The organism is Deinococcus radiopugnans ATCC 19172 (assembly GCF_006335125.1).
GTDB lineage: Bacteria > Deinococcota > Deinococci > Deinococcales > Deinococcaceae > Deinococcus > Deinococcus radiopugnans.
Window position 1 is genome coordinate 35507 of sequence record NZ_VDMO01000018.1, and the last position, 23086, is coordinate 58592.

Sequence of the window (23086 nt, forward strand, 5' to 3'; positions counted from 1 at the left end):
GGCCCCTATCATGGCGGGCGTGCCTGCCGTTCCTCCACCCGTTCTGGCCCTGCTGCTGGGCGCCCTGCTCGGCCTGTGCGGCCTGCCTCTGCCCTGGAGCTTTCTGAGCTTTCTTCCCCTGGCCGGGGTGCTGGCCTTCGCGGCCTCGGCCCGCACGGTGGAGGGCGTCCCAGGCCGATTGTTCTGGTCCGGCGTGGGCTATTTCGCCGTGCAGCTATGGTGGCTGACCGCCTTCCTGGGCAAGCTGTTTCAGTTTCCCCCGGCGGGTGTGCTGGCGTTTGCCCTTTTCGTGCTGGAAGGGCTTTTTCTGGCCGTGATGGCCTACCCGCTGGCCCGACTGGTCCGCTCGCCCGTGGCCCGCGTCTGGGCGCTGGCCGGCGGCTGGGTGGTGCTGGAATGGCTGCGCTTCCTGGGGCCGCTGGCCTTTCCCTGGCCGACGCTGGGGTACGGTCTGTTGCCCAGCCCGGCCATTCAGATCGCGGACCTGGGCGGCGTGTTGCTGGGCAGCGTGCTGGTGGCGGGCACGGCAGCGGCGCTGGCCGGAGGCTGGGTCGGCGGCTGGAGCCTGGGTCGACAGGGAAGAGGTCGCCCGGTGCTGCTGGCCGCGGTGTGCTGGGTGGCAGCCCTGGGGTACGGCCTGACCCGCACGCCGGGCGAGGGACCAGTGCAGCCGATGCTGGTGCTGAGGACCGCCTTCGATTCGTTTGGTCGGGCGGCGGGGAGGCTAACAGCGGATGAGCAGTTGCAGATTCAGCGGCAGGCGTCGGCCAGGCGTACTCCCGACGAGGTGCTGGTCTGGAGTGAAACGGCGCTGACGGCCCCGGCCACCCAGACCGTGCTGCCCCAGTTTCCGGGACCCGGCATCAGTGGGCTCGGGACGCCGCTGTATGAACGTCCCGAGCGCAACGACGTGGTCAGCATTGATGGAACCGGACAGATCACTTCCCGTGAGGCGAAGGCGAAACTGGTGCCGTTCGGTGAATATTTCGTGTTCTACAACGGCATTTTGCGCCCCGTCTACCGCCTTATCGAAAACCAGCTTCATTTCGAACTGTCCAGCGCTCAACCCGCCCAGATCGTTGAGCCGCTCACGCTGGAAGGGGTGCGCTACGGTGCCTACATCTGCTACGACAGCGTCTTCCCGTGGGTGGCCCGCAGTCTGACCCGGCAGGGCGCTGAGTTGCTGGTCAATCCCAGCAATGACGGCTGGTACAGCGGCTGGGGGGTGCAGCAGCACTTCATGATGGGCCGCGTGCGCGCCATCGAGAACCGGCGCTGGCTGGTCCGCAGCGTCAATAAAGGGGTGGCTGGGACGGTCAACGATCTGGGGCAGCCGGTGAGGACCCTGGCCAGCGGCGAGCAGACCCAGGCACTGAGCGTGCGTCCGAAACTCCTGACGGGCCGCACCGTGTTCAACCGGGTGGGCGACTGGCCCGCGCTGCTGCTGGCGCTGGGGATGATCGGGTACGCGGTGCGGGTGGACCGGCGGGAGGGGTGATCATTGCTGCCCTAGACGTTGAGACACACCAAGGAGCCAGGCTCGATACTTTTCAGGTGAATGATTCCACTGGGGCAGATGCGCGGGGAAGTTGTACTCATACCTGTATCTCCTGATTGTTGCTGGGCAACGTTGATAATGAATGTTATCATCGGCGCAAATGTCGGAAACCCTGGAACGTTACCTTGGTGATCGTTTGGCCCATGCCCGTGCGCTTGCCGGACTCAGTGACGAAGCCCTGCGGGTCAAGGCGGTCACGGCAGCCCGGGATAAGGACGCCGCGTTGCTCTGGGAGCTGACGCTCGCGTCACTGATCAGCGAAACCAGTGCGGGCGTGCGACTCAGTCCCCATACCTTGCGTGCCTACAAAAAAGGCTCCGAGGTGCTCGTTGAGCACGCAACGAACAATGCCTGGAACCTGTTGCATCCTGGGCAGCGTCAACCGGGTCTATATGTGGCGTCTCTGATGTCACTGGGGCTGAAGCCAGCAACGGTGCAGGCGCGGATCGCGGCGGCCAGCGCGTTGTACCGGGCTTTGCGCTGGGCTGGCGCAACGGACTCGGATCCTTTTACAGACGTCAAACGCCCCAGGGATGCCACGCGCGGAGTGGTTAAAAATCCACCGTACCGCGCCGACTTCGTGCAGGCGATGCTGGCCGAGGCGGATGCTCAGGAACAGGTGTTGCTGCTGCTGCTCACCCACGCAGGCTTGAGAATTGCGGAAGCTCTGGCTGTTGATTGGTCTCATGTTGATCTGCACCGAAAACGGCTGCTCGTAGCCCACGGGAAGGGTGATAAGGCTCGGGTGGTGCCGTTGAGTGCGCGTCTGCGGGAGGCTCTGGGTAATTTGCAGGCCGAAACGACAGGAACTGGGCGTCTCCTCACTCTTCAGGCGTATTCGAGTGCCTATGAACGATTGCAAAAGCTGGCGCTGAAATGCGGGCGGGAGCATGATTTCAGGGGATTTCATGCCGGGCGCAAATATGCTGGGACGAAACTTTACGCAGTCGTTAAAGATTTCACTCGTGTCGCCAGCTTCCTGGGACATGAACAGGTAGATACCACCCGGCGATATGTCGAGTTGCCTGAAGACGACTTGGAATCTGTGGTCGAGGACTTTCAGTAAAGCTTTACGTCTCGACCTCCTCCTCCCGGGCCGCCGTAATAAACCGGGCCGCTCCAGGCAGGATGCGGGCGGTGAACGGCGTCGTTTCCACCATCAGCTCGCCGTCGTATTGCAGGGGAAAGGCGTCCGCCGCGTCCACGGTGACCTCGCGGGCGTAGACGGTTTCCAGGTTGCCACTGAACAGCGGATCGCCCAGGTTCAGCTTGGCGCGCACCGAGTCGATCAGGTTGGGAATCAGGCGCAGCAGATTGCCGGCCTTGAGCAGCACCACCGTGAACTGACCGTCGGCGGGATCGATGTCGGTGGTGATCGGCATGCGGTAATTGGCCATGCCGAAGTTGGCCGCCATCACGCCGATGCCCTCGAACTCACGCGTCTCGCCGTCGAGGGTCAGCGTAAAGGTCGTCTTCTTCGGGTTGAGCTGCTTCATCGCGCTCAGGACGTAGGCCATCACGCCGAACTGCTCCTTGAGTTCCTCGCTGTCCCGGATCATGGCGGCGTCCGCCCCCGCACCGGCCAGCATGGCAAACCCGTTCTTCTGGCCCCTCACCTCAATCTCTCCCAGATCGACGGTGATGGTGTGTCCGGCCAGCACCAGGGCAGCCAGTTCCGGCGCCGTGGTGGGCAGGTCCAGATTCTGCGCGATCAGGTTGGCGGTGCCGGCGGGAAAGGCCAGCAGCGGCACGCCCGAGTCGCGGATGGCGTAGGCCAGGCTGCTGACCGTGCCGTCACCGCCCGCCGCGACCAGGCTGTCGAAGGCCCCCAGGTCACTGACCTGTTCTTCCAGCGGCGTGTCGCGGCTCAGTTCGCGCTGCACCACCTCGGCCCCGCCGGCCCGCAGCAGGCGCACGAATTCCGGCAGATCGCTGTCGCCCTTGCCGCTCTTGGGGTTGAAGACGACCAGAACGCGTGGGGTGCTGGGGGGGCCGGGGGGGGAGGTTTGACCTGTCATCAGAACGTTCATTAGACTGTGAATTCGGAGGCTGTTGCTATGCTGCGTTTCTTGGTTGCTTCTTCACTCATGGTTGGGGCGCTCGCGTCCTGCGCGCCTTCTCAATCCACAGACCGCTTCGTGACGGTGACTCCGGTGCTGATCAAGGTTTCCGAAGCCGCTCCGCGCGGCGAGTCGGTGACCATCCAGGGCCGCTACCTCGGCGGCCCCACCACCGGACAGGTTCGCCTGGGGGCCGACGAATCCGGCAAAGGGGGCTATGTCTTCCCGACCTCGGCCATTCAGTCCTGGACCGACAGCCAGATCGTCCTGACCATTCCCAGCGACGCGCCCGTCGGCGGCAGCTGGCTGTTCGTGGAAGTCGCGGGCAAGCAGTCCACCGGGCTGCCCTACAGCGTCCGCCAGTAGTCCTGCTTGCCTGGGGCCGCCCTTCCAGAAATGGGGGAGGCGGCCTCTTCCCTGTTGCGTCTTTGACCCCCGGACCCCCGGACCCGTAGACTCCCCTCTGTTATGGCGATTACCCGCCCCAAGGGGACCAACGATCTGCTGCCACCGGGCAGTCCCAAACTCTCACCGCTGATCAGCGCAGGCGCGCATGCCTGGCTCACCGAAAAGGCCCGGCACGTGCTGGAGCGCGCCGGGGCGCAGCGCATCGAAACCCCGATCTTCGAGGAGGCCGAACTCGTCAAACGCGGCGTGGGCGACAGCACCGACATCGTCCGCAAGGAGATGTTCACCGTGTATTACTTCGGGGATCACGGCGGCTTCATCTTGCGGCCGGAGGGCACGGCAGCCATCGTGCGGGCGTACCTTCAGAACGGCCTCAAGCAGTTGCCCGCGCCGCTGAAGCTGTGGACCAGTGGGCCGATCTTCCGTGCCGAGAATGTGCAGAAGGGCCGCTACCGCCAGTTTCATCAGGTGGATTACGAGGTGCTGGGCAGCAGCGATCCCCTGGTGGACGCCGAGGCGATTGCCCTGATGGTGGACGTGGTGCGCGAACTGGGCCTGAAGGAAGTGCGCGTCAAGCTGGGCAGCATCGGCGACCCGGCGGATCGGGAGGCCTACAACGTCTACCTGCGCGGGCTGTTTACCTCGCACGCAGACCGCCTCTCGGACGACTCCAAAGACCGCCTGACCCGCAACCCCATGCGAATTCTCGACAGCAAGAGCGAGGGCGACCAGCAGTTGCTCGCCGAGTTGGCCGTGAAGCCCATGCTCGATTTCCTGGGTGACGAGGCGCGGGCGCACTTCGAAGCGGTTCAGGGGTACCTGCAAGCCTGGGGCGTGCCGTATACCCTGGATCCCAGCATCGTGCGCGGACTGGACTACTACCGACGCACCGCCTGGGAACTGCACCATGAGGGCGTGGGCGCGAAATCCGCGCTGGGCGGGGGCGGACGCTACGACGGGCTGGCCGAGATTCTGGGCGGGCCACCCACGCCGGGCATCGGCTGGGCCTTCGGCGTCGAGCGGCTGCTGCTGGCGCTGGACGCCGAAGGGGTCACGTTGCCGCAGGGTGAAGGACCGCTGCTCTATGTCGTCGCGCTGGATGAGGAGAACGTGCCCCACGCGGCGAGGCTTGCGTTTGCGGCCCGCGCCGTGGCCCGCGCCGAGTTCGCCTACCGCGCCATGAAACCGGGCGGCGCCTTCAAGGACGCCGAACGCCGGGGCGTGCGCTGGATCGCGCTGCTGGGGTCCCAGGAGGTCGAGAACGGCACGCTCAGCCTCAAGAACCTGCACAGCGGCGAGCAGCGCGTGATCGGGGTTTCCGAACTGGCGGCCTTCCTCGAAGCTTCTTCCCTCACGCCCCCCTCTCCACAGGAGTCCCCATGAAACGCACCGCCATGATCGGCCACCTCTCCCCCACCCACGCCGGGCAAACCGTGACCCTGCAGGGCTGGGTGAACCGCCGCCGCGATCTGGGCGGCCTGATCTTCCTGGAACTGCGTGACCGCAGCGGGCTGATTCAGGTGCAGGTGGAGCCGGACGCCCCCGCCTTCGCCGAGGCGGATCGCCTGCGTGCCGAGTACGTGGCCGAGATCGAGGGCACCTATCAACTGCGCCCCGAGAGCCAGCGCAAGGGCGGCGCCGCCGATTACGAGGTGATCGCCTCGCGCGTGCGGGTGCTGAATGCCGCCAAAACGCCGCCCTTCGAGCTGGAAAAAGGGGCCGAGGTGGCCGAGGACATCCGCCTCAAGTACCGTTATCTGGACCTGCGCCGCCCGGAGATGCAGCGCGCGTTGATGCTGCGCAGCCGGGCGACGGCGGCGGTCACGGCCTTTCTGGACGCCGAGGGCTTCGTGGCGGTGGAAACGCCGATGCTCACCCGGTCCACGCCGGAGGGCGCACGGGATTTCCTGGTGCCCAGCCGCCAGAACCCCGGCGAGTTCTACGCCCTGCCGCAGAGTCCGCAGCTGTTCAAGCAACTGCTGATGATCGCCGGATTTGACCGTTACTACCAGCTGGCCCGCTGTTTCCGCGACGAGGACCTGCGCGCCGACCGTCAGCCGGATTTCACACAGCTCGACATGGAAATGTCCTTTGTGGAGCAGGAAGACGTGCTGGACCTGCAGGAGCGGCTCCTCGCGCACGTCTTCAAGACCGTGCTGGATGTGGACCTGCCTCTTCCCTTCCCACGCCTGAGTTACCGCGACGCGATGGACCGCTCCGGCTCGGACAAGCCTGATCTCCGTTTCGGCCTGGAGTTTGCGGATGTCACCAGGCTGTTCGCGGGCGGTGAATTTGCCGCTTTCGCCAGCGCAGAAACGGTCAAGGTGCTGGCCGCCCCGGAGCTGACCCGCAAGCAGATCGACGAGCTGGAGCGGGTGGCCAAGCAGAACGGCGCCAGGGGGCTGGCGTGGGCCAAACGCAACGGTGACGGCTTCACAGGCGGCGTCAGCAAATTTCTGACCGATCAAACGGCGGCCCTCCTTGAAAGCACGGGCGTGCAGGAGGGCGGCACCCTGCTGTTTGCGGCGGGCGAGTGGAAGCGGGCGGTCACTGCGCTGGGGGCTGTACGCCTGGGTCTGCGCGACCTGTTCGCTCTGGCCCAGGCCGGCCCGCAGTTCCACGTGTCGTGGGTCACCGATTTTCCCCAGCTGGAATACGATGAGGACAGCGCCACGTGGACCTACATGCATCATCCCTTCACGGCTCCTCACCCGGACGACGTGGCCTTGTTCGGCACTGAACGGCAGGGTGAGATTCGCGCCCAGGCTTACGATCTGGTGCTCAATGGGTTCGAGATCGGCGGCGGCAGCATCCGGATTCACGATCCGGCGGTGCAGGAACAGATGTTCGCGGCCATCGGCTTTTCCCCCGAGGAGGCGCGGCGGCAGTTCGGCTTCTTTCTGGACGCCCTGGAGTCCGGCACGCCCCCGCACGGCGGCATCGCCTGGGGCTTTGACCGGCTGATCATGGTGATGTCCGGGGCGAGCAGCATCCGCGAGGTGATCGCCTTTCCCAAGAACAACCGCGGCGCGGATCTGATGGCGCAGGCGCCCTCCCCTGTTTCGGAGGCGCAGTTGGACGAGGTGGGGCTGGCCATAAAGGCAGAATAGAACTGAGGGGGCAAAGAGCCTCCTCTTCAAATGATCTGCTAGTGAATGGTTTCACGATGAATTTAGATCGTGAAAGTTTTATGCACTAATGCTTGACGGCGCCGAGAAAGTCGAGCGTGTACCGGGCCACCGCCCGTGGAAACACGTCGGGCAAGGCGTGGGTGCCGCCTTCGATTTGACAGACATAGGCAGCGGGGATGGCGTTGCGGATGGCTTCGAGGGTCCACAACCGGATGACTGGATCGGAGGTCCCGTCGACCAGCAGCGTTGGCACCTTGATCTTCGGCAGCAGACGCCCGGTGTCATGGTGGTCCTGGTCATGGGCCAGCTTGAGCATCCGGCGCACGCCACAGTGGGCGTAGGCCCGCAGGCCCGGCACCAGGAGGCCCAGACGCTCGCGTGGCAGGTCCAGTAGCAGACGGACCAGCTGGGCAAAGACACTGGGGTTCTCAGGAATGCCCGTGGGAGCGCAGGCAATAAGAGCACCGGCGTGCTGCGGGTAACGCGCCGCCAGATCGAAGGCCACTTCGCCACCCAGCGAGTGTCCGAAGATGGGCGCCCCCTTCAGGCCCGCCACGTCCAGCCAGGCGGCCAGGTGATCGGTCAGCTGCTCGATGCAGTCCGGCAGATGCGGCAGGCCCTGACTGTATCCGTGGCCAGGCGGGTCATACACGTAGACGGTTCGGCGACGGGCCAACTCGCGTGATACACGCACGTACATCCAGGAGGCACAGCCCAGCCCCGGCACGATCACCAGCGGTGGCCCACTTCCCCGCACCCAGGCGTGGGTCGACAGTCCGTTCACCTCCAGATACAGGGCACGTCCAGCAGTCATCCGGCGCCCTGCGGCCCATCGACGAACGTCAGCACGGCAGCATTGAACTCGTCCGGCGCGTCCACCATGACCACGTGCCCGGCGTGGGGAATCACCGCCAGCTGTGCCCCCGCAATCGAACGGGCCAGCAACTCGCCCAGCGGCAACGGCACCAGCGCGTCGCGCTCGCCCCACACCACCAGCGTTCTGGAAGTGATCATGGGCAGGCAATCCTGCACACTGTCCTTGAGCAGGTCGCTGGCGTTGCGCCACAGGTTCAGCGGTCCGGCCAGCAGCGCGTCGGTGAGGATGCGCGGCACAAAGCGCTTGCGCCCGGTGACCAGCGCACGCGGCAGGTTCAGGGCAGTGCGGTAGGCGCTGGCTTTCAGCAGCCCACTGGCACACACCAGCACCAGGTTCTCGATGCGCTGTGGATGACCCGCCGCCACCCGGATGCAGATGTGACCGCCCATCGAGTGGCCGATCAGGGTGATGTCCTGCAGATTCTCGGCCTCTAACCAGTCGGCGATCAGGGCCGCACTCTCACGCACGGACAGGGCGCGCTGGCGGCGGGCCGCACCGTAGCCCGACAGGTCGAGGGCATACACCCGGTGACGCCGTGTCAGCGCCCGGAGGTTTCGGCGCCACCAGCGTGAGGACCCACTCAGGCCGTGAACCAGCACCATCGGCGGCCCCTCTCCCAGGACGCGATAATGCATCCTGACCCCTGACCGCTCGTAGACACCGCTGGACACAGCCGGCAGCATAGCGCCTCAAGTCCGCATTCTTCGGACAGCCAAGACGACTCGTGAATATATTCACGATAAACCTATTCGTGAATTTTGTATTCCCATCTATTTTTGAATAGAGACTGTGACCATGACCGTGTCCGAGGCCTGTTGGACGGTGACCGTTCGTCCGACATCCACCAAAAAGGCGTTCCAGCCCCTTTTCAGAGTCGCCTGATATCCTTTATTGGCCGTCACCGTCACATCCGCGCTAACCCAGGGGATAAAAAGAGTAGTCTTCGCAACCATTGGCGCAACTTCGCGCAGGGCCTCATTGTCGTCGTGGCGGGCGTTGCCGTTCTGATCACGGTAGACGAAGAATTTCAGCTCCCCTGCCTGCACGGCGGCGCTGACTTGGACTGGATCGATCACGCCGGGCCAGGACACGTTCTGTGATGTCAGCACCGCCTGGGCGCGTGTGGGGGGCGCAGTGTCGGGTAGGTCGAGTTGAAACCGGCCCGCGTCCACCGCCGCACTGACCAATTCCTGCACCGGCTGCCCGAAGGGCGTCACCGCGAAACCGCCGATCCGCGACTCCGGAGCCACACTGCCCTGCACCACGCCTCTGACGGTCAGGGCCGACGCCGGGGCCGCCAGCAGACCCAGCGCCAGGGGAATCAGGAGGCGAGCATTCATAGCAGGAGTGTACGCCCGGCGGCTGATCCGGACGTGACGCCTCCATTTGGAGGATCCAGAATCAGCCGCCGGGCCAGTAGGCTTCGGGAGGAAACCAGTCTCACGCAGGAATGGCTGCAGACGACGACACCGCGCTCACCCCGCACTTGGCGGCGATAGCCGATTCTTCTCTGCCGGCCTCCCGCGAGATTAAAAATCAGGAACAGGAAGTCGCCGCCCAACTCCTGATTGCATGAGGACGCAGGTGAACGCAGCCACGAAGCAGTTCGGAGGTTGAGCGTCAGGTAGCACAGAAAAGAGACTGCCAACGAAGGGCAGTCTCTCGTCAAAAAAGTTGAATTATACGGACTCCGATTGAAAGGTGTTGAAAACACCTGGAAATCCGAGCGAAGCGAGAATGAGGAAAACGGGTTCCGGACGTGGAGTGTAGAGATCGGAGCTGTCCCGATGTCTACACGAAACAAACGGAATCCGTATTACTTGTTCAGCGCCGCCTTGACCAGATCGATGATCTCGGGCATGGTGTCGGCCACCGGCACATTGGCGTCCTTGAAGGCGGCCAGCTTGCTCTCGGGGGTGCCGACGTTGCCCATGATGATGGCGCCGGCGTGGCCCATGCGCTTGCCGGCCGGGGCGCTACGTCCGCTGATGAAAGCCACGACAGGCTTCTTCATGTTGTTCTTGATGTACTCGGCCGCCGCTTCCTCGTCCGCGCCGCCGATTTCACCGATGACCACGATGGCGTCGGTGCCGTCGTCGGCCTCGAACATGGGCAGCACGTCGGCGAAGGTGGTGCCGATCACGGGATCGCCGCCGATGCCCACGGTGGTGGAGGTGCCCATGCCGGCGTCGTTCAGCAGCTTGGCCGCCTCGTAGGTCAGCGTGCCGCTGCGGCTGATCAGGCCGATGCGGCCGGGCTGGGTGTAGATCTTGTTGGGCATGATGCCCACCTTGGCTTCCCCGTTGGTCACCAGACCGGGGCAGTTGCCGCCGATCAGGCGCACACCCTCGCCGCCGTTTTCGCGGCTCTGGGCATCCAGCGCCTTGACTTCCTGCACGGCCTTCATCATGTCCACCGTGGGCACGCCCTCGGTGATCAGCACGATCAGGGGCATGCCGGCGTGGGCCGCTTCCAGCACGGCGTCGGCGGCCCCGGCGGGCGGCACGAAGATGATGGACACATTGGCGCCCGTTGCTTCCTTGGCCTCGGCCACCGAGTTGTACACCGGCCAGCCCTCGAAGTCGGTGCCGCCCTTGCCGGGGGTCACGCCCGCGACGACCTGGGTGCCGAAGTCCTTCATGGCGCGGCTGTGGCTCGCGCCTTCACGTCCGGTCATGCCCTGGACGATCACCTTGCTGTCTTTGCCTACGAGAATGCCCATTTACTTATTCGCCTCCCCTGCGTTGGCTTCTTTGGCCGCTTCGGCGGCGGCGTCGAACATGTTGGGGTACATCTGGATCAGGGGGCTGTTGACTTCCGCCAGCAGCGCCTTGGCTTCCTCTTCCGCCGTGCCGGCGATACGCATACGGACGGGCTTGGTCAGGATGCCGTCCTGCAACGCCTGAATCACGCCCTTGGCGACTTCATCGGCGCGGGTGATGCCGCCGAAGATGTTGATGAAGATGGCCTTGACGTCGGTGTCCTTGCTGACCAGCTTGACCGCGTTGTAAACGATCTCGGCCTTGGCCCCACCGCCGATGTCCAGGAAGTTGGCGGGCTTGGCCCCGGCGCGGTTGACCACGTCCAGCGAGGTCATCACGATGCCTGCGCCGTTGCCCAGCACGCCCACGTTGCCGTCGTCGAGCTTGACGTAGGCGAAGCCGTACTTGCTGGCCTCGATTTCCAGGGGGTGCTCGGCTTCCAGCTCGCGCCAGTCGGCCAGATCCTTGTGGCGGTACATGGCGTTGTCGTCAATCTCGAACTTGGTGTCCAGCGCCAGCGGGGTGCCCGAGGCGTCCACGAACAGCGGGTTGATCTCCACCAGTACGGCGTCGCGCTCCAGCGCGGCCTGGCTGAGCTTGACCATCATGTCGGCAATCTTGTTCAGGTTGCCCTTGAAGCCGGCCTGGATGGCCACCGCACGGGCCTCGTAGGGGCGTAGGCCCGTGATCGGATCGACGCGGTAGTGCACGATCTTCTCGGGGGTCTCGGCGGCCACTTCCTCGATGTCCACGCCGCCCTCGGCGGAGGCCATCAGGGTGAAGCTCTGGACGTTGCGGTCCACGATCATGCCGATGTAGTACTCGGTGCCCGCGTCGATGTCCACGGCTTTCGTGACCAGCACCTTGTTGACGGTCAGGCCCTTGATGTCCATGCCCAGGATCTTCTCGCCGTTCTCGTAGGCCTTGTCGGGGGTGGGGCTGAACTTGACGCCGCCCGCCTTGCCGCGCCCGCCGACGTGCACCTGGGCCTTGACGACCACGGCGTCGCCGTAATCGCGCGCGATCTGACGCACCTCGTCGGGGGTGGTCGCGGTGCGGCCTTCCTGCACATTGACGCCGAACTGGCGCAGAATTTCCTTGCCCTGATATTCGTGAAGCTTCACAGTGTCCCTCCTTGGGGATGGGGCCTGGGGTGGCCCGGTGTGCGAATCTCGTGTTGTCCCGATAGAGGAGTATAAGCGTCCCGTCAGATTGCGCGGCGTTTCAGGGGCAAATCCTTAACTGCAGGGGTGTCTCCTGAACGGGGACAGGGTGGGAGCAGAGGCACGAACAGGCGGCGGGCAAGATGTTAGCGTCCCTGGTTATGAGCCAACTGCAACAGTTGAGAGCCGCAATGAACGACGCGGGCGTGGACGCCCTGTGGGTCAGTCACCCTGCCAATGTGCGGGCGCTGACCGGCTTCACGTCCCCCGAGGACGGCAAGGTGCTGGTGACGCCGGACGCCGCCACCCTGTACACCGACGCCCGTTACACCGTCCAGGCCCGTGAGGAATCGCGGGTGCCGCAGCACATCGCCCGTCCGCCGGAAACCTTCCAGCACGCCTCCGGTGATCTGAAGGGCAAGCGGGTGGGCTTCGAGGCCGACAACCTGACCGTGGCGGGCCTGGAAGACCTGAAGACACACTGGCCGGAGGCCGAACTGGTGCCTCTGCGCGGCGTGATTCAGGGGCTGCGGCAGCTCAAGACCCCCGATGAGATTGGGGCGATCCGGGCCGCGCAGGCTCTGGCGGATCGGGTGTTCAACGACGTGAGGCCCCTGATCGTTGCCGGGGCGCGGGAACTGGACATCGCGCTGGAGATCGAGATGCGGCTGCGAAAGGCCGGGGCCACGAACGCCTTCGACGTGATCGTGGCGAGCGGGCCGCGCGGAGCCATGCCGCACGGCCACGCCTCGGAACGCGTCATCCAGGACGGCGAACTGGTCACCGTGGATATGGGCGCGCGCCTGAACGGGTACAACAGCGACATGACCCGCACGGTGGCGGTGGGCCAGCCCTCGGACGAGATGCGGCGGGTGTACAACGCGGTGCTGGAAGCCGAGGAAGCGGCCGTGAAGGCGGTCAAACCGGGCGTGCGCGCCGCTGATCTGGACAAGATGGCGCGTGACATCCTGACTGGGCACGGGCTGGGCGAGGCCTTCGCGCACTCGCTGGGCCACGGCGTCGGCCTGGAGGTTCACGAGGGGCCAGGGCTGCGCGGCACCAGCGAGGACGTGCTGCAGGCAGGCATGGTCATCACCATCGAGCCGGGGGCGTACCTGCCAGACGTGGGCGGCGTGCGGATCGAGGATCTGCTGCTGGTCACCGAGGACGGGTACGAGGTGCTGAGCCACGCCCCCAAGGAGCCGGTTTGAAGCGGGCGGCGCTGGCTCTTGCGCTGCTCCTCTTCCCCGTGGGCAACATGAGCCTTGGCGCAGCCGGTGCGTCGTCGGCCGTCTTCCAGAGCGGCTCGGCGGTGTTCTACGGCGGGCGGGCCGCGCAGGGCACGGTCATGACCGCCGCGCACCGCAGCCTGCCGTTCGGCACCTGGGTCCGCGTCACGCACAGCGGCACGGGCCGCAGCGTGGACGTGATGGTCAATGACCGGGGACCGTTCGGCAATTCGCGGCGGATCATCGACCTGTCGCGGTCCGCCGCCGCGTCGCTGGGCATCCTGGCCCAGGGCGTGGCTCCGGTGACCCTGAGGATTCTGTCCAGACCCTGAAGGCCCACCCCCCTCACCTTGCCCCCGGTTCAAGTTCCTCGGTGGACGGCAGGTGTTAGAATCGTTCGGGTTTCAACCACACCGTAAGTAGAGTTGAGCTTCACCCCCTCAAGGAGATGGTTTTAATGACGATGGAAACGGCACTGCTGACCCTGGATACGCTGGCGAAGTACCTGAAGGAAAAGGAAGTCCAGCTCGATATGGAAGAGAACAACGGCCAGCGCTTCATCCGCATGGGCTGGCGCTTCGAGATGGGCGACGCCGCCGTGCTGGTCAGCGTCAATGACGGCCCCAACAACACCTCGCGCCTGGAAGTCACCTGCGTGACCCAGAAGACCTACACGGATCGCCGCGACGAAGTGGTCAACATGCTCAACGACCGCAACCGCGAGCGCGCCTTTGCCCGCAGCATTGACGCCGACGGCAACGTGTGGCTGGAATACGTGGGCTTCTACCCCACCCTGGCCGAAATGCCCCAGGAAACCTTCGACACGCTGTTTGGCGGCGTCCTGATGCACTTCCAGGACGATTACGCCACGCTGGAAGGCTTCGTTCCCGGCCCGCAGTTGCAGCAGCCCCAGGCCTGAGCCTCAGATCAGAGCGAAGAGTGAAGGTGGGTCTCCAGCCCGCCTCTCTTTTGCGCTCTATTAGTGAAAGTATTCACGATATACTTGCTCGTGAATTTTTTGTTCGATCTATCAGATTTCAACGACGGTCTGCTCTGTCAGGCGTTCTGCAAAGTGGGCTTCCGTGCTCCGGCGAACGTCTTGAAGGGATGCACCGGGCATCAATCCGGTCAGGGTGAGCTGTTCATCCACAAACTCAAAGACCGCCTGATTGGTAATGATCATGTCCACCGCACCTCGCGCGGTCAGCGGCAGCGTGCACTCCTCAACGATCTTTGGGGTGCCGTCCGGGTCCGTATGGGTCATGGTCACGATCAACCGTCTGGCGCCGCTGGCCAGGTCCATCGCACCGCCCACGCCCAGCAGGGGCTTGCCCGGCACCGCCCAGTTGGCCAGATTGCCCGCCGCGTCCACTTGCAAGCCGCCCATGACTGCCACGTCCACGTGGCCGCCCCGGATCATGCCGAAGGACGCCGCAGAGTCGAAATAGCTCGCTCCCGGCAGGGCAGTGACCGGAATCTTGCCCGCATTCACGGGGAAGTCCATCGCGCCGCCGCCCTCCGGCGCAGGGCCGACGCCCAGCATGCCGTTCTCGGTGTGCAGGTTGATGTTCATTTCGGGCGTGATCAGGTCCGCCACCAGCGTCGGGATGCCGATGCCCAGATTCACCACGTCGCCAGGACTCAGCTCCTGCAGGGCGCGGCGGGCCATGTTCATGCGGGCCTCGTCCACGCGTTTGGCTCCGCCCTTCACATCGGCGCTGCTGCCCAGATCCGCCAGGGTCAGGGTGGCCTGCACCAGATAATCCACGTATAGGCCGGGGGTATGGACGTGTTCGGGCGCAATCTCGCCCACCTCCACGATCTCTTCGACTTCTGCGATGACCAGCGTCGCCGCCGTCGCCATCGCGGGGTTGAAGTTCTGCTCGGTCAGTCGGTATTGCAGGTTGCCCGCCGTGTCGGCCCGCCACGCGCGGATCAAGGCCACGTCACCGCGCAGCGCCGGAACGAAGACCATCTCCTGACCGTTCAACACGCGCACGTCCGCGCTCCCGGCGATCACGGTTCCGGCGGCGGTGGGCGTATAGAAGCCGCCGATGCCCGCGCCGCCGGCCCGCAGCGCCTCGGCCAGCGTGCCCTGCGGGATCAGCTGCACGTCCAGCGCGCCCTCCTGCGCCGCCGCCACCGCCTCGCGGTTGCTGGTGAAGAACGAGCCGATGGCCTTTTTCAGCTGCCCGTTTCGCAGTAATCGGCCCCCGCTCAGGCCCGCCTCACCGACGTTGTTGCCCACGAAGGTCAGCTCACGGGTCTGCGTTTCGGCCAGCGCGTGCACCAGATGCACCGGGTTGCCGGTCATGCCGAAGCCGCCCACCAGCAGGGTGTCGCCTGACTTGATCAGCGCGGCGGCCTCGTCAGCGGAGATGATGGGCACCGTTTTCACGCCTGCACCCGCTCGATGATGGCCGCCTCGCCCTGCCCGACGCCCACGCACAGGGTGGCCAGCCCGTAGCGTCCGCCGCGCCGCCGCAGTTCGTGGGTCAGCGCCACGATCAGCCGCGCCCCAGACATGCCCAGCGGGTGCCCCAGCGCAATCGCGCCGCCGTTGACGTTGACCTTTTCGGGGTCCAGGCCAAGCTCGCGGATCACGGCCAGGCCCTGGGCGGCGAAGGCCTCGTTGAGTTCGATCAGATCGAGGTCACCGGTGTTCAGACCTGTCCGCTCCAGTACCTTGTGCGTCGCCGGAATCGGCCCCAGGCCCATCACGCGCGGTTCCACGCCGGCTGCCGCGCCGCCCACCCAGCGGGCCAGCACCTCCAGACCCAGTTCCCGCGCCTTGCCTGCGCTCATCAGGACCAGCGCCGCCGCGCCGTCGTTCAGGCCCGAGGCATTGCCCGCCGTCACGCTGCCGCCCTTGCGGAAGGCGGGCTTCAGCCCGGCGAGTTTGTCGGCCGAGGTGTCCAGCGTGAAGGTCTCGCCCTCCCGTGCGTAGCGGGGGTGCTCGTCGGTGTCGAACACGGTCACGCCCTTGCGGCCCTTGACCTCGACAGGCACGATCTCGTCTTTAAAGCGGCCGGCGTTCAGGGCGGCCACCGTGCGACGCTGCGATTCCAGCGCGAAGGCGTCCTGATCGGCGCGGGTGATCTCACCGCCCGCGTAAGCGCCTTCGCGGCTGCGTTCCACGATGTTTTCGGCGGTCTCGCCCATCGCTTCCAGCGGGAACAGCTCGGCCATGGCAGGGTTCGGGAAACGCCAGCCCAGCGTGGTGTCGTAGGCGGTGACGTTGCCGTTCTGGAACGCTCCGGCCCCCTTGGGCATCACCAGTGGGGCGCGGGTCATGCTCTCCACGCCACCGGCCACGTACACGTCACCGTCGCCGTTGCGAATGGCGCGGGCCGCCGTGTTGATGGCGCTGAGGCCCGAGGCACACAGGCGGTTGACCGTCAGGCCCGCCACCGTGTCTGGCAGCCCGGCCAGCAGCGCGGCCATGCGCGCCACGTTGCGGTTGTCCTCGCCGGCCTGATTGGCGCAGCCGAGAATCACTTCCTCGATCAGTTCGGGATTCACGCCGCTGCGCTCGACGGCGGCCTTGATGATGTGGGCGGCCAGATCATCGGGCCTCACGGTGGACAGGGCGCCTCGAATGGCGCCAATCGGGGTGCGGACGGCGCTGACGATCACCACGTCGCGGTCTTGCAGGGGAGTGGGGGATGGGTGGGTCATGGGATTCTCCTTGTCGAGGTCCTGAAACAGACGGTCTTTCAGGCATTCAGGCCGCGTGATCTGGCAACGCTGACCGACGCCCGGATAATCGGCCTGGACAGGCTAACGCATGCCAAGTGGGGAGGCGGCCGGGTACGTCGTCCGGGCCGACGACACCCGCACTTTCCACCTCTAGCACCTTCAACGGCCAAACAGAGTTTCAGCGCGGGAGGGGACTGCCAGCTCCAGCGGTGCCAGGGACCCCCGACTCTCACAGTCCGCAGAGCCCATCCCAATGCCATCAACCGGCGTAACGTACGGCAAATTAAAGACTCCAGGCATGCACACTGCTGCCCCGCCACCCTCCAAGCAATCTGGAGGGTGGCGGGGCAGCGATTAACGATTGGATCGAGGTCCGAGCTTGGGCTAAGTGGTGCTACCCACCTTGCGCAGCGGCAGGTACTGGGGAAGCCACGCACGGTCCCGTATGACCGCTTCCAGTTGCTCGTCGGTCATGGTGCGGATGCGGCGCTCGGCGCACACACCGTCGGTGATGGCCTGCCGCGCCACGTTGACGGCCACACGGATGCTCAGCTCGCGCAGGGCGCTGATCGGCGGGTACACGCGCTCGCCGTACTGCTGGGTGAACTCGGCCAGGGTCTTCGCGGACGCCATCACCATGTTGTCGGTGATCTCGCGGGCGCGGGCGGCCACCGCGCCGAAGCCCAGGCCCGGAAAGATAAAGGCGTTGTTGCCCTGGCCCACCGGGTAGCTCTGGCCCCCGTATTCCACGTCCGGGAAGGGGCTGCCGGAGGCCATGATCGCGCCGCCCTTCGTCCACTCGATCAGGTCGGCGGGGCGGGCCTCAACGTGGCTGCTGGGGTTGCTCAGGGGAAAGATGATCGGGCGCGGCGTGTGCTCCAGCATGGCCTCCACGCTTTCCTGCCGGAACAGCCCCGGCACGCCGGTAAAGCCCAGCAGCGCGGTGGCCCCGGCGTTGACGATCACGCCGTGCAGGGTGGGGTAGTCGCCGGCGTAGGTCCAGCCCACGAGATCTTCCTTGCGCCGCACGAAGCTCATCTGCTGCGGTTCCAGATCGTCCTGGCCTTCCATCAAAAGGCCGTGACGGTCCACCACGTACACGCGGGCGTTGGCCTCGGCGTAACTCAGGCCGTCGGCCTCCAGGCCCTGGCGGATGGCAGTGGCGACGCCGATCCCCGCCGCGCCCGCGCCCACGATCACGAAGACCTGCTGCGACAGGCGCTCGCCCTTGATGCGCGAGGCACTCATCACCCCGGCCAGGGCCATCGCCCCGGTGCCCTGGATGTCGTCATTGAAACTGGGCACCACCTTGCGGTAGCGCTCCAGCACCCGGAAGGCCGTGCCGCGCGAGAAGTCCTCCCACTGGATGATCGCCTTGGGGTAGCGGGCCGAGACGGCCTCCACGAAGGCGTCCAGGAACTCGTCGTAGGCGGCCCCGGTCAATCTCTTGTGGTGAACGCCCAGGTACAGCGGATCGTCGATCAGGTCCTGGCGGTTGGTGCCCACGTCCAGCTCGACCGGCAGCGTCTTGTCGGGGCCGACGCCACCGGCTGCGGTGTAGAGCGAGAGCTTGCCAATTGAAATCGCCATGCCGCCGAAGCCCTGGTCCCCGATGCCCAGAATCGCGCTGCTGTCGGTGGCGACGATCATCCGCACGTCGTTGACCGGCACGTTCTCCAGCATGTCCTCGACCCGGTCGATGTCCTGGGTGCTGACGGTAAAGCCACGCGGGTAGCGGTAGTTGTTCGAGAAGAACTTGACCGCCTCGCCTACCGTGGGGGTGTAGATGATCGGCAGCATCTCCTCAAGGTGGTCTTCCAGGACCCCGAAAAACAGCACCTCGTTGCGGTCCTGCAAGGCGCGCAGGTATTCGTGCTTTTCCAGGTCATTGGCGTTGCGCTGGTAGCGGCGGTAGGTGCGCTCCTTCTGCTCCTCGAAGCTGCTGTTGTGCGGCGGAATCAGCCCCTCCAGCCCCAGGTCCCGGCGCTCTTCGGGCGTGAAGGCGGTGGTCTTGTTCAGGAGGGGATTTTGCAGCAGGGCCAGTCCGCTGACCTGCACGTCGATAAACCGTTTGCCGTGTTCATCGCGTTTGACGTCATAGTACCGGGACACAGGAGGAGATTTGGGCATATCGCCCCCCAGCATAGCGGGCCGGAGCACACGCCATCTCAAGATACTTAGAAGTCAAAGTGGTTTGTCGCCCCACACGGAATGGGGGCAGCGGACGGCCCTCCCTTCCCGCCTACTTCCCAGGCTCCCGGTGGGCCGCCCAGCGGTCCCGCAGCGCCTCGAAGTTGGCGTCGATGCGCGTTTGCGGCAGCACGAACTGGGTGGTGCTGCCGTGGCCGATCTCGTCGCCCAGTTCGGTGACGGCGCGCATGTCTGCGTGGATGCGCCGCCCCTCCTGCGCCGTGAAGGTGGCGGTCACGGTCACGGTCATACCCGGCAGGGCCGGGCCGGTGTGGATCACCTCCACCTGCGAGCCGATGCCGCCCTCGCCGTCGTCCAGGAACGGCAGGATGATCTTGCGGCCCGCCTCCTCGAAGTGTTTGGCCAGCCAGTACGTCGCGTAGACCGGGTGGACAGCCCCGAGTTCGCCGAAGTCGACGGTCATCTCGTCGGTCACGGTGAGGATCAGGGTCTGGATAAAGCCGGCGGGAATGGGGCGCATTCCTTCAGATTAGGTCAACCGGGCGGGGGGGGAGGTGCCCGCTAGACTGCCCCCTATGAGGTTCACGCCCGCCGACCTGTTCACCCTGCTGCGCGAGTCCGCGCTGGCTTTCAGTCAGGACAAGGCTCCGCGGCTGGCCGCCGCCATCGCGTACTACGCCATCTTTGCCATTGCGCCGCTGCTGTTTTTCGTGCTGGCGGTCGCCAGCGGGCTGCTGGCCAACGCCAACGTGCAGGAGCGGCTGTTCGAATTCCTGGCCGACAACCTGAACCAGAGCGCCGTGGAGTTCGTCAAGGGCATCGTGCCCGACGGCAGCCGCCTGCAACAGTCGACGTTGTGGGCGAGCATCGCAGGCTTCGTGACGCTGTTCATGGGGTCCACCGGCCTGTTCGTGCAGCTTCAGGACGCTCTGAATACCCTGTGGGGCGCGGAACCGGCCACCGGCAACGGCATCCTGAACGTGATCAAATCGCGGCTGGTCTCCTTCGGGCTGGTGCTGCTGATCGGCGTGATCATCATCGCCTTTCTGATCGGCAACACCTACCTGTCGGCCATCGCCGAGCATCTGGGCGAGGTGATCGGGCTGGGCACGCTGTTCGTGCGGGTCGCGACGTTCGTGGTCAGCGCGGGCATCCTGACGGTGGTGTTCGCCGCGCTGTACAAGGTGCTGCCCAACGTCAAGCTGCAGTGGCGTGAGGTCTGGATCGGCTCGGCGATCACGTCGGTGCTGTTCACCCTGGGGCAGATCGGCATCGGCATCTACCTAGGCCAGGCCGCGCCCGGCAGCGCTTTCGGGGCCGCCGGATCGCTGGTGCTGCTGCTGCTGTGGATCTACTTTTCCAGCATGGTCTTCTTCTTCGGCGCGGAGGTCACCTGGGTGTACTCGCAGAAGTTCGGCTCCGGCGCGGGCGGAGCGGCCAGCGTGGACAAGAAAGCCGCGCTGGTCGGCAAGGGCGCGCACATCAGCGCCGCGCCCACCGCGCAGGAACTGGCTGCCCGCCGGAAGGAGGAGAGGGGCGGGTCATTGCCGGGGCGGCTGGGCGAGATGCTGGATACGGCCAACGCGAAACTGCCGCGCGTGCTGCCCCACGCCCCCACCCGCGCCGAGGGGCGGCTGCTGCCCACGGTACGCGGCACCCTGTGGAACGCGGTGCGCGCCGTGCTGGCCGTGCCCGCCGTGATCGTTCTGCGGCTGCTGGGCTGGACCGGGGGCAAGGGCGGACGGTAGCGCTTCACATTGGCGCCGGGCAGCCGGGGGCGCGGCCTCCCGGCCCTATGCGCCGCAGCAGGACGCCACCGGACCATGAAGGAAAAGGCACGCCGACGGGCGCGGCATACTTGACGCCATGTCCTCCAGCGAGACGTTCGGCATCTTCGTGGTGTTGCTGGCCGCGCTGTCCTTTCTGAACAGCCGCTTTTTCAAACTGCCGCCCACCATCGGCATCCTGATCGGCGGGTTGCTGCTGGCCGGGGGCGTGGCCGCACTGGACCGGCTGGGTGTGCCGCTGGCGGACCAGTTCCAGGCCACCGTGACCTCGCTGCCCTTTGGTTCGCTGGTCTTCGACTGGCTGCTGGGGTTCCTGCTTTTTGCCAGCGCCATCCAGATCAACGTAAAGCTGCTGTTCGAGGAACGCCTGAGCGTGGTGGCCGTGACCCTGCTCACCACCCTGACCACCCTGCTGACGCTGGGCACCGGCCTGTTCTACCTGCTGCAGTGGGTGGGCCTGCCTGTGCCTTGGGCGGCGGCGCTGCTGTTCGGGGCCATCGTCGCGCCCACCGACCCGGTGGCGGCGCTGCCGCTGCTGCGGGCCGCCCGGGTGCCGGAGAAGGTGGAATCGCTGATCGCCGGGGAGTCGCTGTTCAACGACGGCGTGGGCGTGGTGGCCTTTACCGTGCTGGTGGCCCTGCTGCCGCCCGTCACGCAGGACGTGACCGTCTGGAGCACGCTGCTGCTGTTCGGGCGCGAGATGCTGGGCGGCCTCGCGCTGGGCGCGGCGCTGGGCTGGGTGGCCTTCGCCTTCATCCGCCGCACCGCGCTGGATGAGAACACCCGGCTGGTGATCGCGCTGGCGCTGGTGGTGGGGGGCAACGCGCTGGCGCAGCGGCTGGAGGTCAGCGCCCCGGTCACGGCGGTCATGGGCGGGCTGACGCTGGTGGCGCTGCTGCAACTGGTGCGCCGCAAGATCCGGCAGGGCGGCACGCTGGCCCAGTGGGAGGCCGAACACCACGACCGGCTCGATACCATCCACGACCACCTGGCCACCTTCTGGAACTTCGTGGACTACCTGCTGAACGCCGCGCTGTTCACGCTGATGGCCTTCGAGATCCTCAGTCTGGACCTGGGCTGGCCGCTGCTGGCGCTGCTGCCCGCCGTGATCGCGCTGGCGCTGGGGGCGCGGGCGCTGGGCGTGTGGCTGCCCATCACGCTGCTGAAACGGCACGAAACGTTTCCGCCGTACACCCGCCGCCTGATGGTCTGGTCCGGGCTGCGCGGCGGCGTCACCCTGGCGCTGGCCTTCAACGTGCCGGACGGCGAGTTGCGCAACATGCTGCTGGTCCTGAGTTACGGGGTGGTGGTCTTCAGCCTGCTGGTGCAGGGGCTGACCATCCCGGCGCTGGCCCGGCGCGCGACGGCGACAGCGCAGACCGGTTAGAGGCGGACCGGATACGCCAGCGTGCCCTCGTAGATGGCCCGGCCCACGATGGCCCCCTGGATGCCCTCCTCGGCCAGCAGGCGCACGTCGTCCGTGTTGGCGACGCCGCCGCCCACGATCAGGGTGTTGGTCCACAGCCGCCGCACTTCCCGCATCAGGTCGCGGTCCAGGCCCCTCAGGGTGCCGTCGCGGGTCACGTCGGTGAAGATCAGGGTTTCCAGGCCCGCCTCGGCCAGCCGGGGGGTCAGCTCGGCCACCTGCAGGCCGCTGCCGTGCGCCCAGCCGTGGGTGGCGACCTCCAGCCCGCGCGCGTCCAGACTGACGACCACCCGCTCGGGGCCGTGCGCGGCGATCAGTTCGGCCACCAGTTCAGGCGACTTCACGGCGGCGGTGCCGAGGACCACCCGGTCCACACCGCTCTTCAGCAGCGTCTCGGCCCCCGCGCGGTCCCGGATGCCACCGCCCACCTCCACCGGCACGCCCAGTTCGGCGACGATGCGGGCGATCACCGCGCGGTTCTCGCCGCGTCCGGTGGCGGCGTCCAGGTCCACCAGATGCACCAGCCCGGCCCCCAGGCTGACCCAGTGGCGCGCGGCGGCCAGCGGCGAGTCGAAATACACGGTTTCGCGGTCCGGATCGCCCTCGTACAGGCGCACGGCGCGCCCAGACTGGATGTCCACGCAGGGAATGATCAGCGGCGGCGCAGAGAAGGAAGCGGAAGCAGTCATGCGGCGCAGGATAGCGGGGCTGCCCCTGGACCGGGCCACAAGACCTGATATTCCACCCGGCCACCCGCAGACACCGAATGAGGTGGCGCGGACGACTTCGCCCGGCGGCGTGCGGGCCGGTCTTCCCATTCACAATGGCCCGCATG

22 protein-coding genes are annotated in these 23086 nt (G+C 66.1%); 11 read left to right on the forward strand and 11 right to left on the reverse strand.

The features are described 5' to 3' along the window. Positions 1–10 precede the first annotated feature (10 nt). Both lnt and FHR04_RS15245 read left to right on the forward strand, forming a co-directional pair. Positions 11–1498, forward strand: coding sequence for an apolipoprotein N-acyltransferase (gene lnt / locus FHR04_RS15240; RefSeq protein WP_139404161.1), 1488 nt, complete (start codon positions 11–13; stop codon positions 1496–1498). A gap of 160 nt (positions 1499–1658) precedes the next feature. Next, complete coding sequence (locus tag FHR04_RS15245) at positions 1659–2624, forward strand: tyrosine-type recombinase/integrase (RefSeq protein WP_139404162.1); 966 nt, start codon at positions 1659–1661, stop codon at positions 2622–2624. Positions 2625–2628: 4 nt separating this feature from the next. Here FHR04_RS15245 and FHR04_RS15250 read toward each other — a convergent pair whose 3' ends face one another. Then, on the reverse strand, positions 2629–3576 hold the full coding sequence (locus FHR04_RS15250) for a diacylglycerol/lipid kinase family protein (RefSeq protein ID WP_139404163.1): 948 nt from the start codon (positions 3574–3576) through the stop codon (positions 2629–2631). A 120-nt stretch (positions 3577–3696) separates the two neighbouring features. Here FHR04_RS15250 and FHR04_RS15255 point away from each other — a divergent pair, with 120 nt between their 5' ends. The 3 genes from FHR04_RS15255 (at position 3697) to aspS (ending at position 7136) form a co-directional block, all read left to right on the forward strand. After that, positions 3697–3984, forward strand: coding sequence for an IPT/TIG domain-containing protein (locus FHR04_RS15255; RefSeq protein ID WP_338084767.1), 288 nt, complete (start codon positions 3697–3699; stop codon positions 3982–3984). Between the two features lie 102 nt (positions 3985–4086). Continuing rightward, complete coding sequence (gene hisS, locus FHR04_RS15260; protein ID WP_139404165.1) at positions 4087–5409, forward strand: histidine--tRNA ligase; 1323 nt, start codon at positions 4087–4089, stop codon at positions 5407–5409. Continuing rightward, a complete protein-coding gene (gene aspS, locus FHR04_RS15265; RefSeq protein WP_139404166.1) occupies positions 5406–7136 on the forward strand; it encodes an aspartate--tRNA ligase in 1731 nt (576 codons plus the stop codon). Before hisS ends, aspS begins: the two co-directional genes overlap by 4 nt. 85 nt (positions 7137–7221) lie before the next feature. Here aspS and FHR04_RS15270 read toward each other — a convergent pair whose 3' ends face one another. The 3 genes from FHR04_RS15270 to FHR04_RS15280 all read right to left on the reverse strand — a co-directional run bounded on the left by FHR04_RS15270 (position 7222) and on the right by FHR04_RS15280 (position 9374). After that, positions 7222–7971, reverse strand: a complete 750-nt coding sequence (locus FHR04_RS15270; protein WP_139404167.1) for an alpha/beta fold hydrolase — start codon at positions 7969–7971, stop codon at positions 7222–7224. After that, positions 7968–8669, reverse strand: coding sequence for an alpha/beta fold hydrolase (locus FHR04_RS15275; protein WP_249039155.1), 702 nt, complete (start codon positions 8667–8669; stop codon positions 7968–7970). Before FHR04_RS15275 ends, FHR04_RS15270 begins: the two co-directional genes overlap by 4 nt. A 135-nt stretch (positions 8670–8804) precedes the next feature. Beyond that, the gene (locus tag FHR04_RS15280; RefSeq protein WP_139404169.1) at positions 8805–9374 is read right to left on the reverse strand and encodes a hypothetical protein; all 570 of its coding nucleotides are present in this window, start codon (positions 9372–9374) and stop codon (positions 8805–8807) included. A gap of 110 nt (positions 9375–9484) precedes the next feature. Here FHR04_RS15280 and FHR04_RS21605 point away from each other — a divergent pair, with 110 nt between their 5' ends. Further along, positions 9485–9610 carry a hypothetical protein gene (locus FHR04_RS21605; protein ID WP_260170244.1) on the forward strand — a complete coding sequence of 42 codons (126 nt, stop codon included), beginning with the start codon at positions 9485–9487 and terminating at the stop codon, positions 9608–9610. A gap of 240 nt (positions 9611–9850) precedes the next feature. On the opposite strand, the gene sucD is transcribed toward FHR04_RS21605, so the two are convergent. Both sucD and sucC read right to left on the reverse strand, forming a co-directional pair. Beyond that, positions 9851–10756, reverse strand: a complete 906-nt coding sequence (sucD, locus tag FHR04_RS15285; protein ID WP_039683712.1) for a succinate--CoA ligase subunit alpha — start codon at positions 10754–10756, stop codon at positions 9851–9853. Next, positions 10757–11920: an ADP-forming succinate--CoA ligase subunit beta gene (gene sucC, locus FHR04_RS15290; protein ID WP_139404170.1), complete on the reverse strand. Its 1164-nt coding sequence runs from the start codon at positions 11918–11920 to the stop codon at positions 10757–10759. Positions 11921–12120: 200 nt separating this feature from the next. Here sucC and FHR04_RS15295 point away from each other — a divergent pair, with 200 nt between their 5' ends. The 3 genes from FHR04_RS15295 to FHR04_RS15305 all read left to right on the forward strand — a co-directional run bounded on the left by FHR04_RS15295 (position 12121) and on the right by FHR04_RS15305 (position 14107). Then, the gene (locus tag FHR04_RS15295) at positions 12121–13170 is read left to right on the forward strand and encodes a M24 family metallopeptidase (RefSeq protein ID WP_139404171.1); all 1050 of its coding nucleotides are present in this window, start codon (positions 12121–12123) and stop codon (positions 13168–13170) included. 47 nt (positions 13171–13217) lie between these two features. Continuing rightward, positions 13218–13520 carry a septal ring lytic transglycosylase RlpA family protein gene (locus tag FHR04_RS21610; RefSeq protein WP_139404172.1) on the forward strand — a complete coding sequence of 101 codons (303 nt, stop codon included), beginning with the start codon at positions 13218–13220 and terminating at the stop codon, positions 13518–13520. Positions 13521–13645: 125 nt separating this feature from the next. Further along, positions 13646–14107 (forward strand): YbjN domain-containing protein, encoded by a 462-nt coding sequence (locus FHR04_RS15305; RefSeq protein ID WP_039683722.1) that lies wholly within the window; start codon positions 13646–13648, stop codon positions 14105–14107. 111 nt (positions 14108–14218) lie between these two features. On the opposite strand, the gene FHR04_RS15310 is transcribed toward FHR04_RS15305, so the two are convergent. The 4 genes from FHR04_RS15310 to FHR04_RS15325 form a co-directional block, all read right to left on the reverse strand. Further along, positions 14219–15586: a 3-oxoacid CoA-transferase gene (locus FHR04_RS15310; RefSeq protein ID WP_170213978.1), complete on the reverse strand. Its 1368-nt coding sequence runs from the start codon at positions 15584–15586 to the stop codon at positions 14219–14221. After that, on the reverse strand, positions 15583–16866 hold the full coding sequence (locus FHR04_RS15315; protein ID WP_139404174.1) for a thiolase family protein: 1284 nt from the start codon (positions 16864–16866) through the stop codon (positions 15583–15585). The genes FHR04_RS15310 and FHR04_RS15315 overlap by 4 nt, the downstream gene beginning before the upstream one ends. A 405-nt stretch (positions 16867–17271) precedes the next feature. Beyond that, positions 17272–19017 carry an NAD-dependent malic enzyme gene (locus FHR04_RS15320; RefSeq protein ID WP_139404175.1) on the reverse strand — a complete coding sequence of 582 codons (1746 nt, stop codon included), beginning with the start codon at positions 19015–19017 and terminating at the stop codon, positions 17272–17274. A gap of 112 nt (positions 19018–19129) precedes the next feature. Then, complete coding sequence (locus tag FHR04_RS15325; RefSeq protein WP_139404176.1) at positions 19130–19558, reverse strand: thioesterase family protein; 429 nt, start codon at positions 19556–19558, stop codon at positions 19130–19132. A 55-nt stretch (positions 19559–19613) separates the two neighbouring features. Between FHR04_RS15325 and FHR04_RS15330 the strand changes: the two genes are divergently transcribed. Together FHR04_RS15330 and FHR04_RS15335 are read left to right on the forward strand one after the other, a co-directional pair. After that, on the forward strand, positions 19614–20786 hold the full coding sequence (locus FHR04_RS15330) for a YihY/virulence factor BrkB family protein (RefSeq protein WP_139404177.1): 1173 nt from the start codon (positions 19614–19616) through the stop codon (positions 20784–20786). A gap of 118 nt (positions 20787–20904) precedes the next feature. Further along, the gene (locus tag FHR04_RS15335; RefSeq protein WP_139404178.1) at positions 20905–22212 is read left to right on the forward strand and encodes a cation:proton antiporter; all 1308 of its coding nucleotides are present in this window, start codon (positions 20905–20907) and stop codon (positions 22210–22212) included. Here the strand turns inward: FHR04_RS15335 and hisA are convergent. Further along, a complete protein-coding gene (gene hisA, locus FHR04_RS15340) occupies positions 22209–22940 on the reverse strand; it encodes a 1-(5-phosphoribosyl)-5-[(5-phosphoribosylamino)methylideneamino]imidazole-4-carboxamide isomerase (protein WP_139404179.1) in 732 nt (243 codons plus the stop codon). The two genes, FHR04_RS15335 and hisA, sit on opposite strands and share 4 nt — an antisense overlap. Positions 22941–23086: the final 146 nt, after the last annotated feature.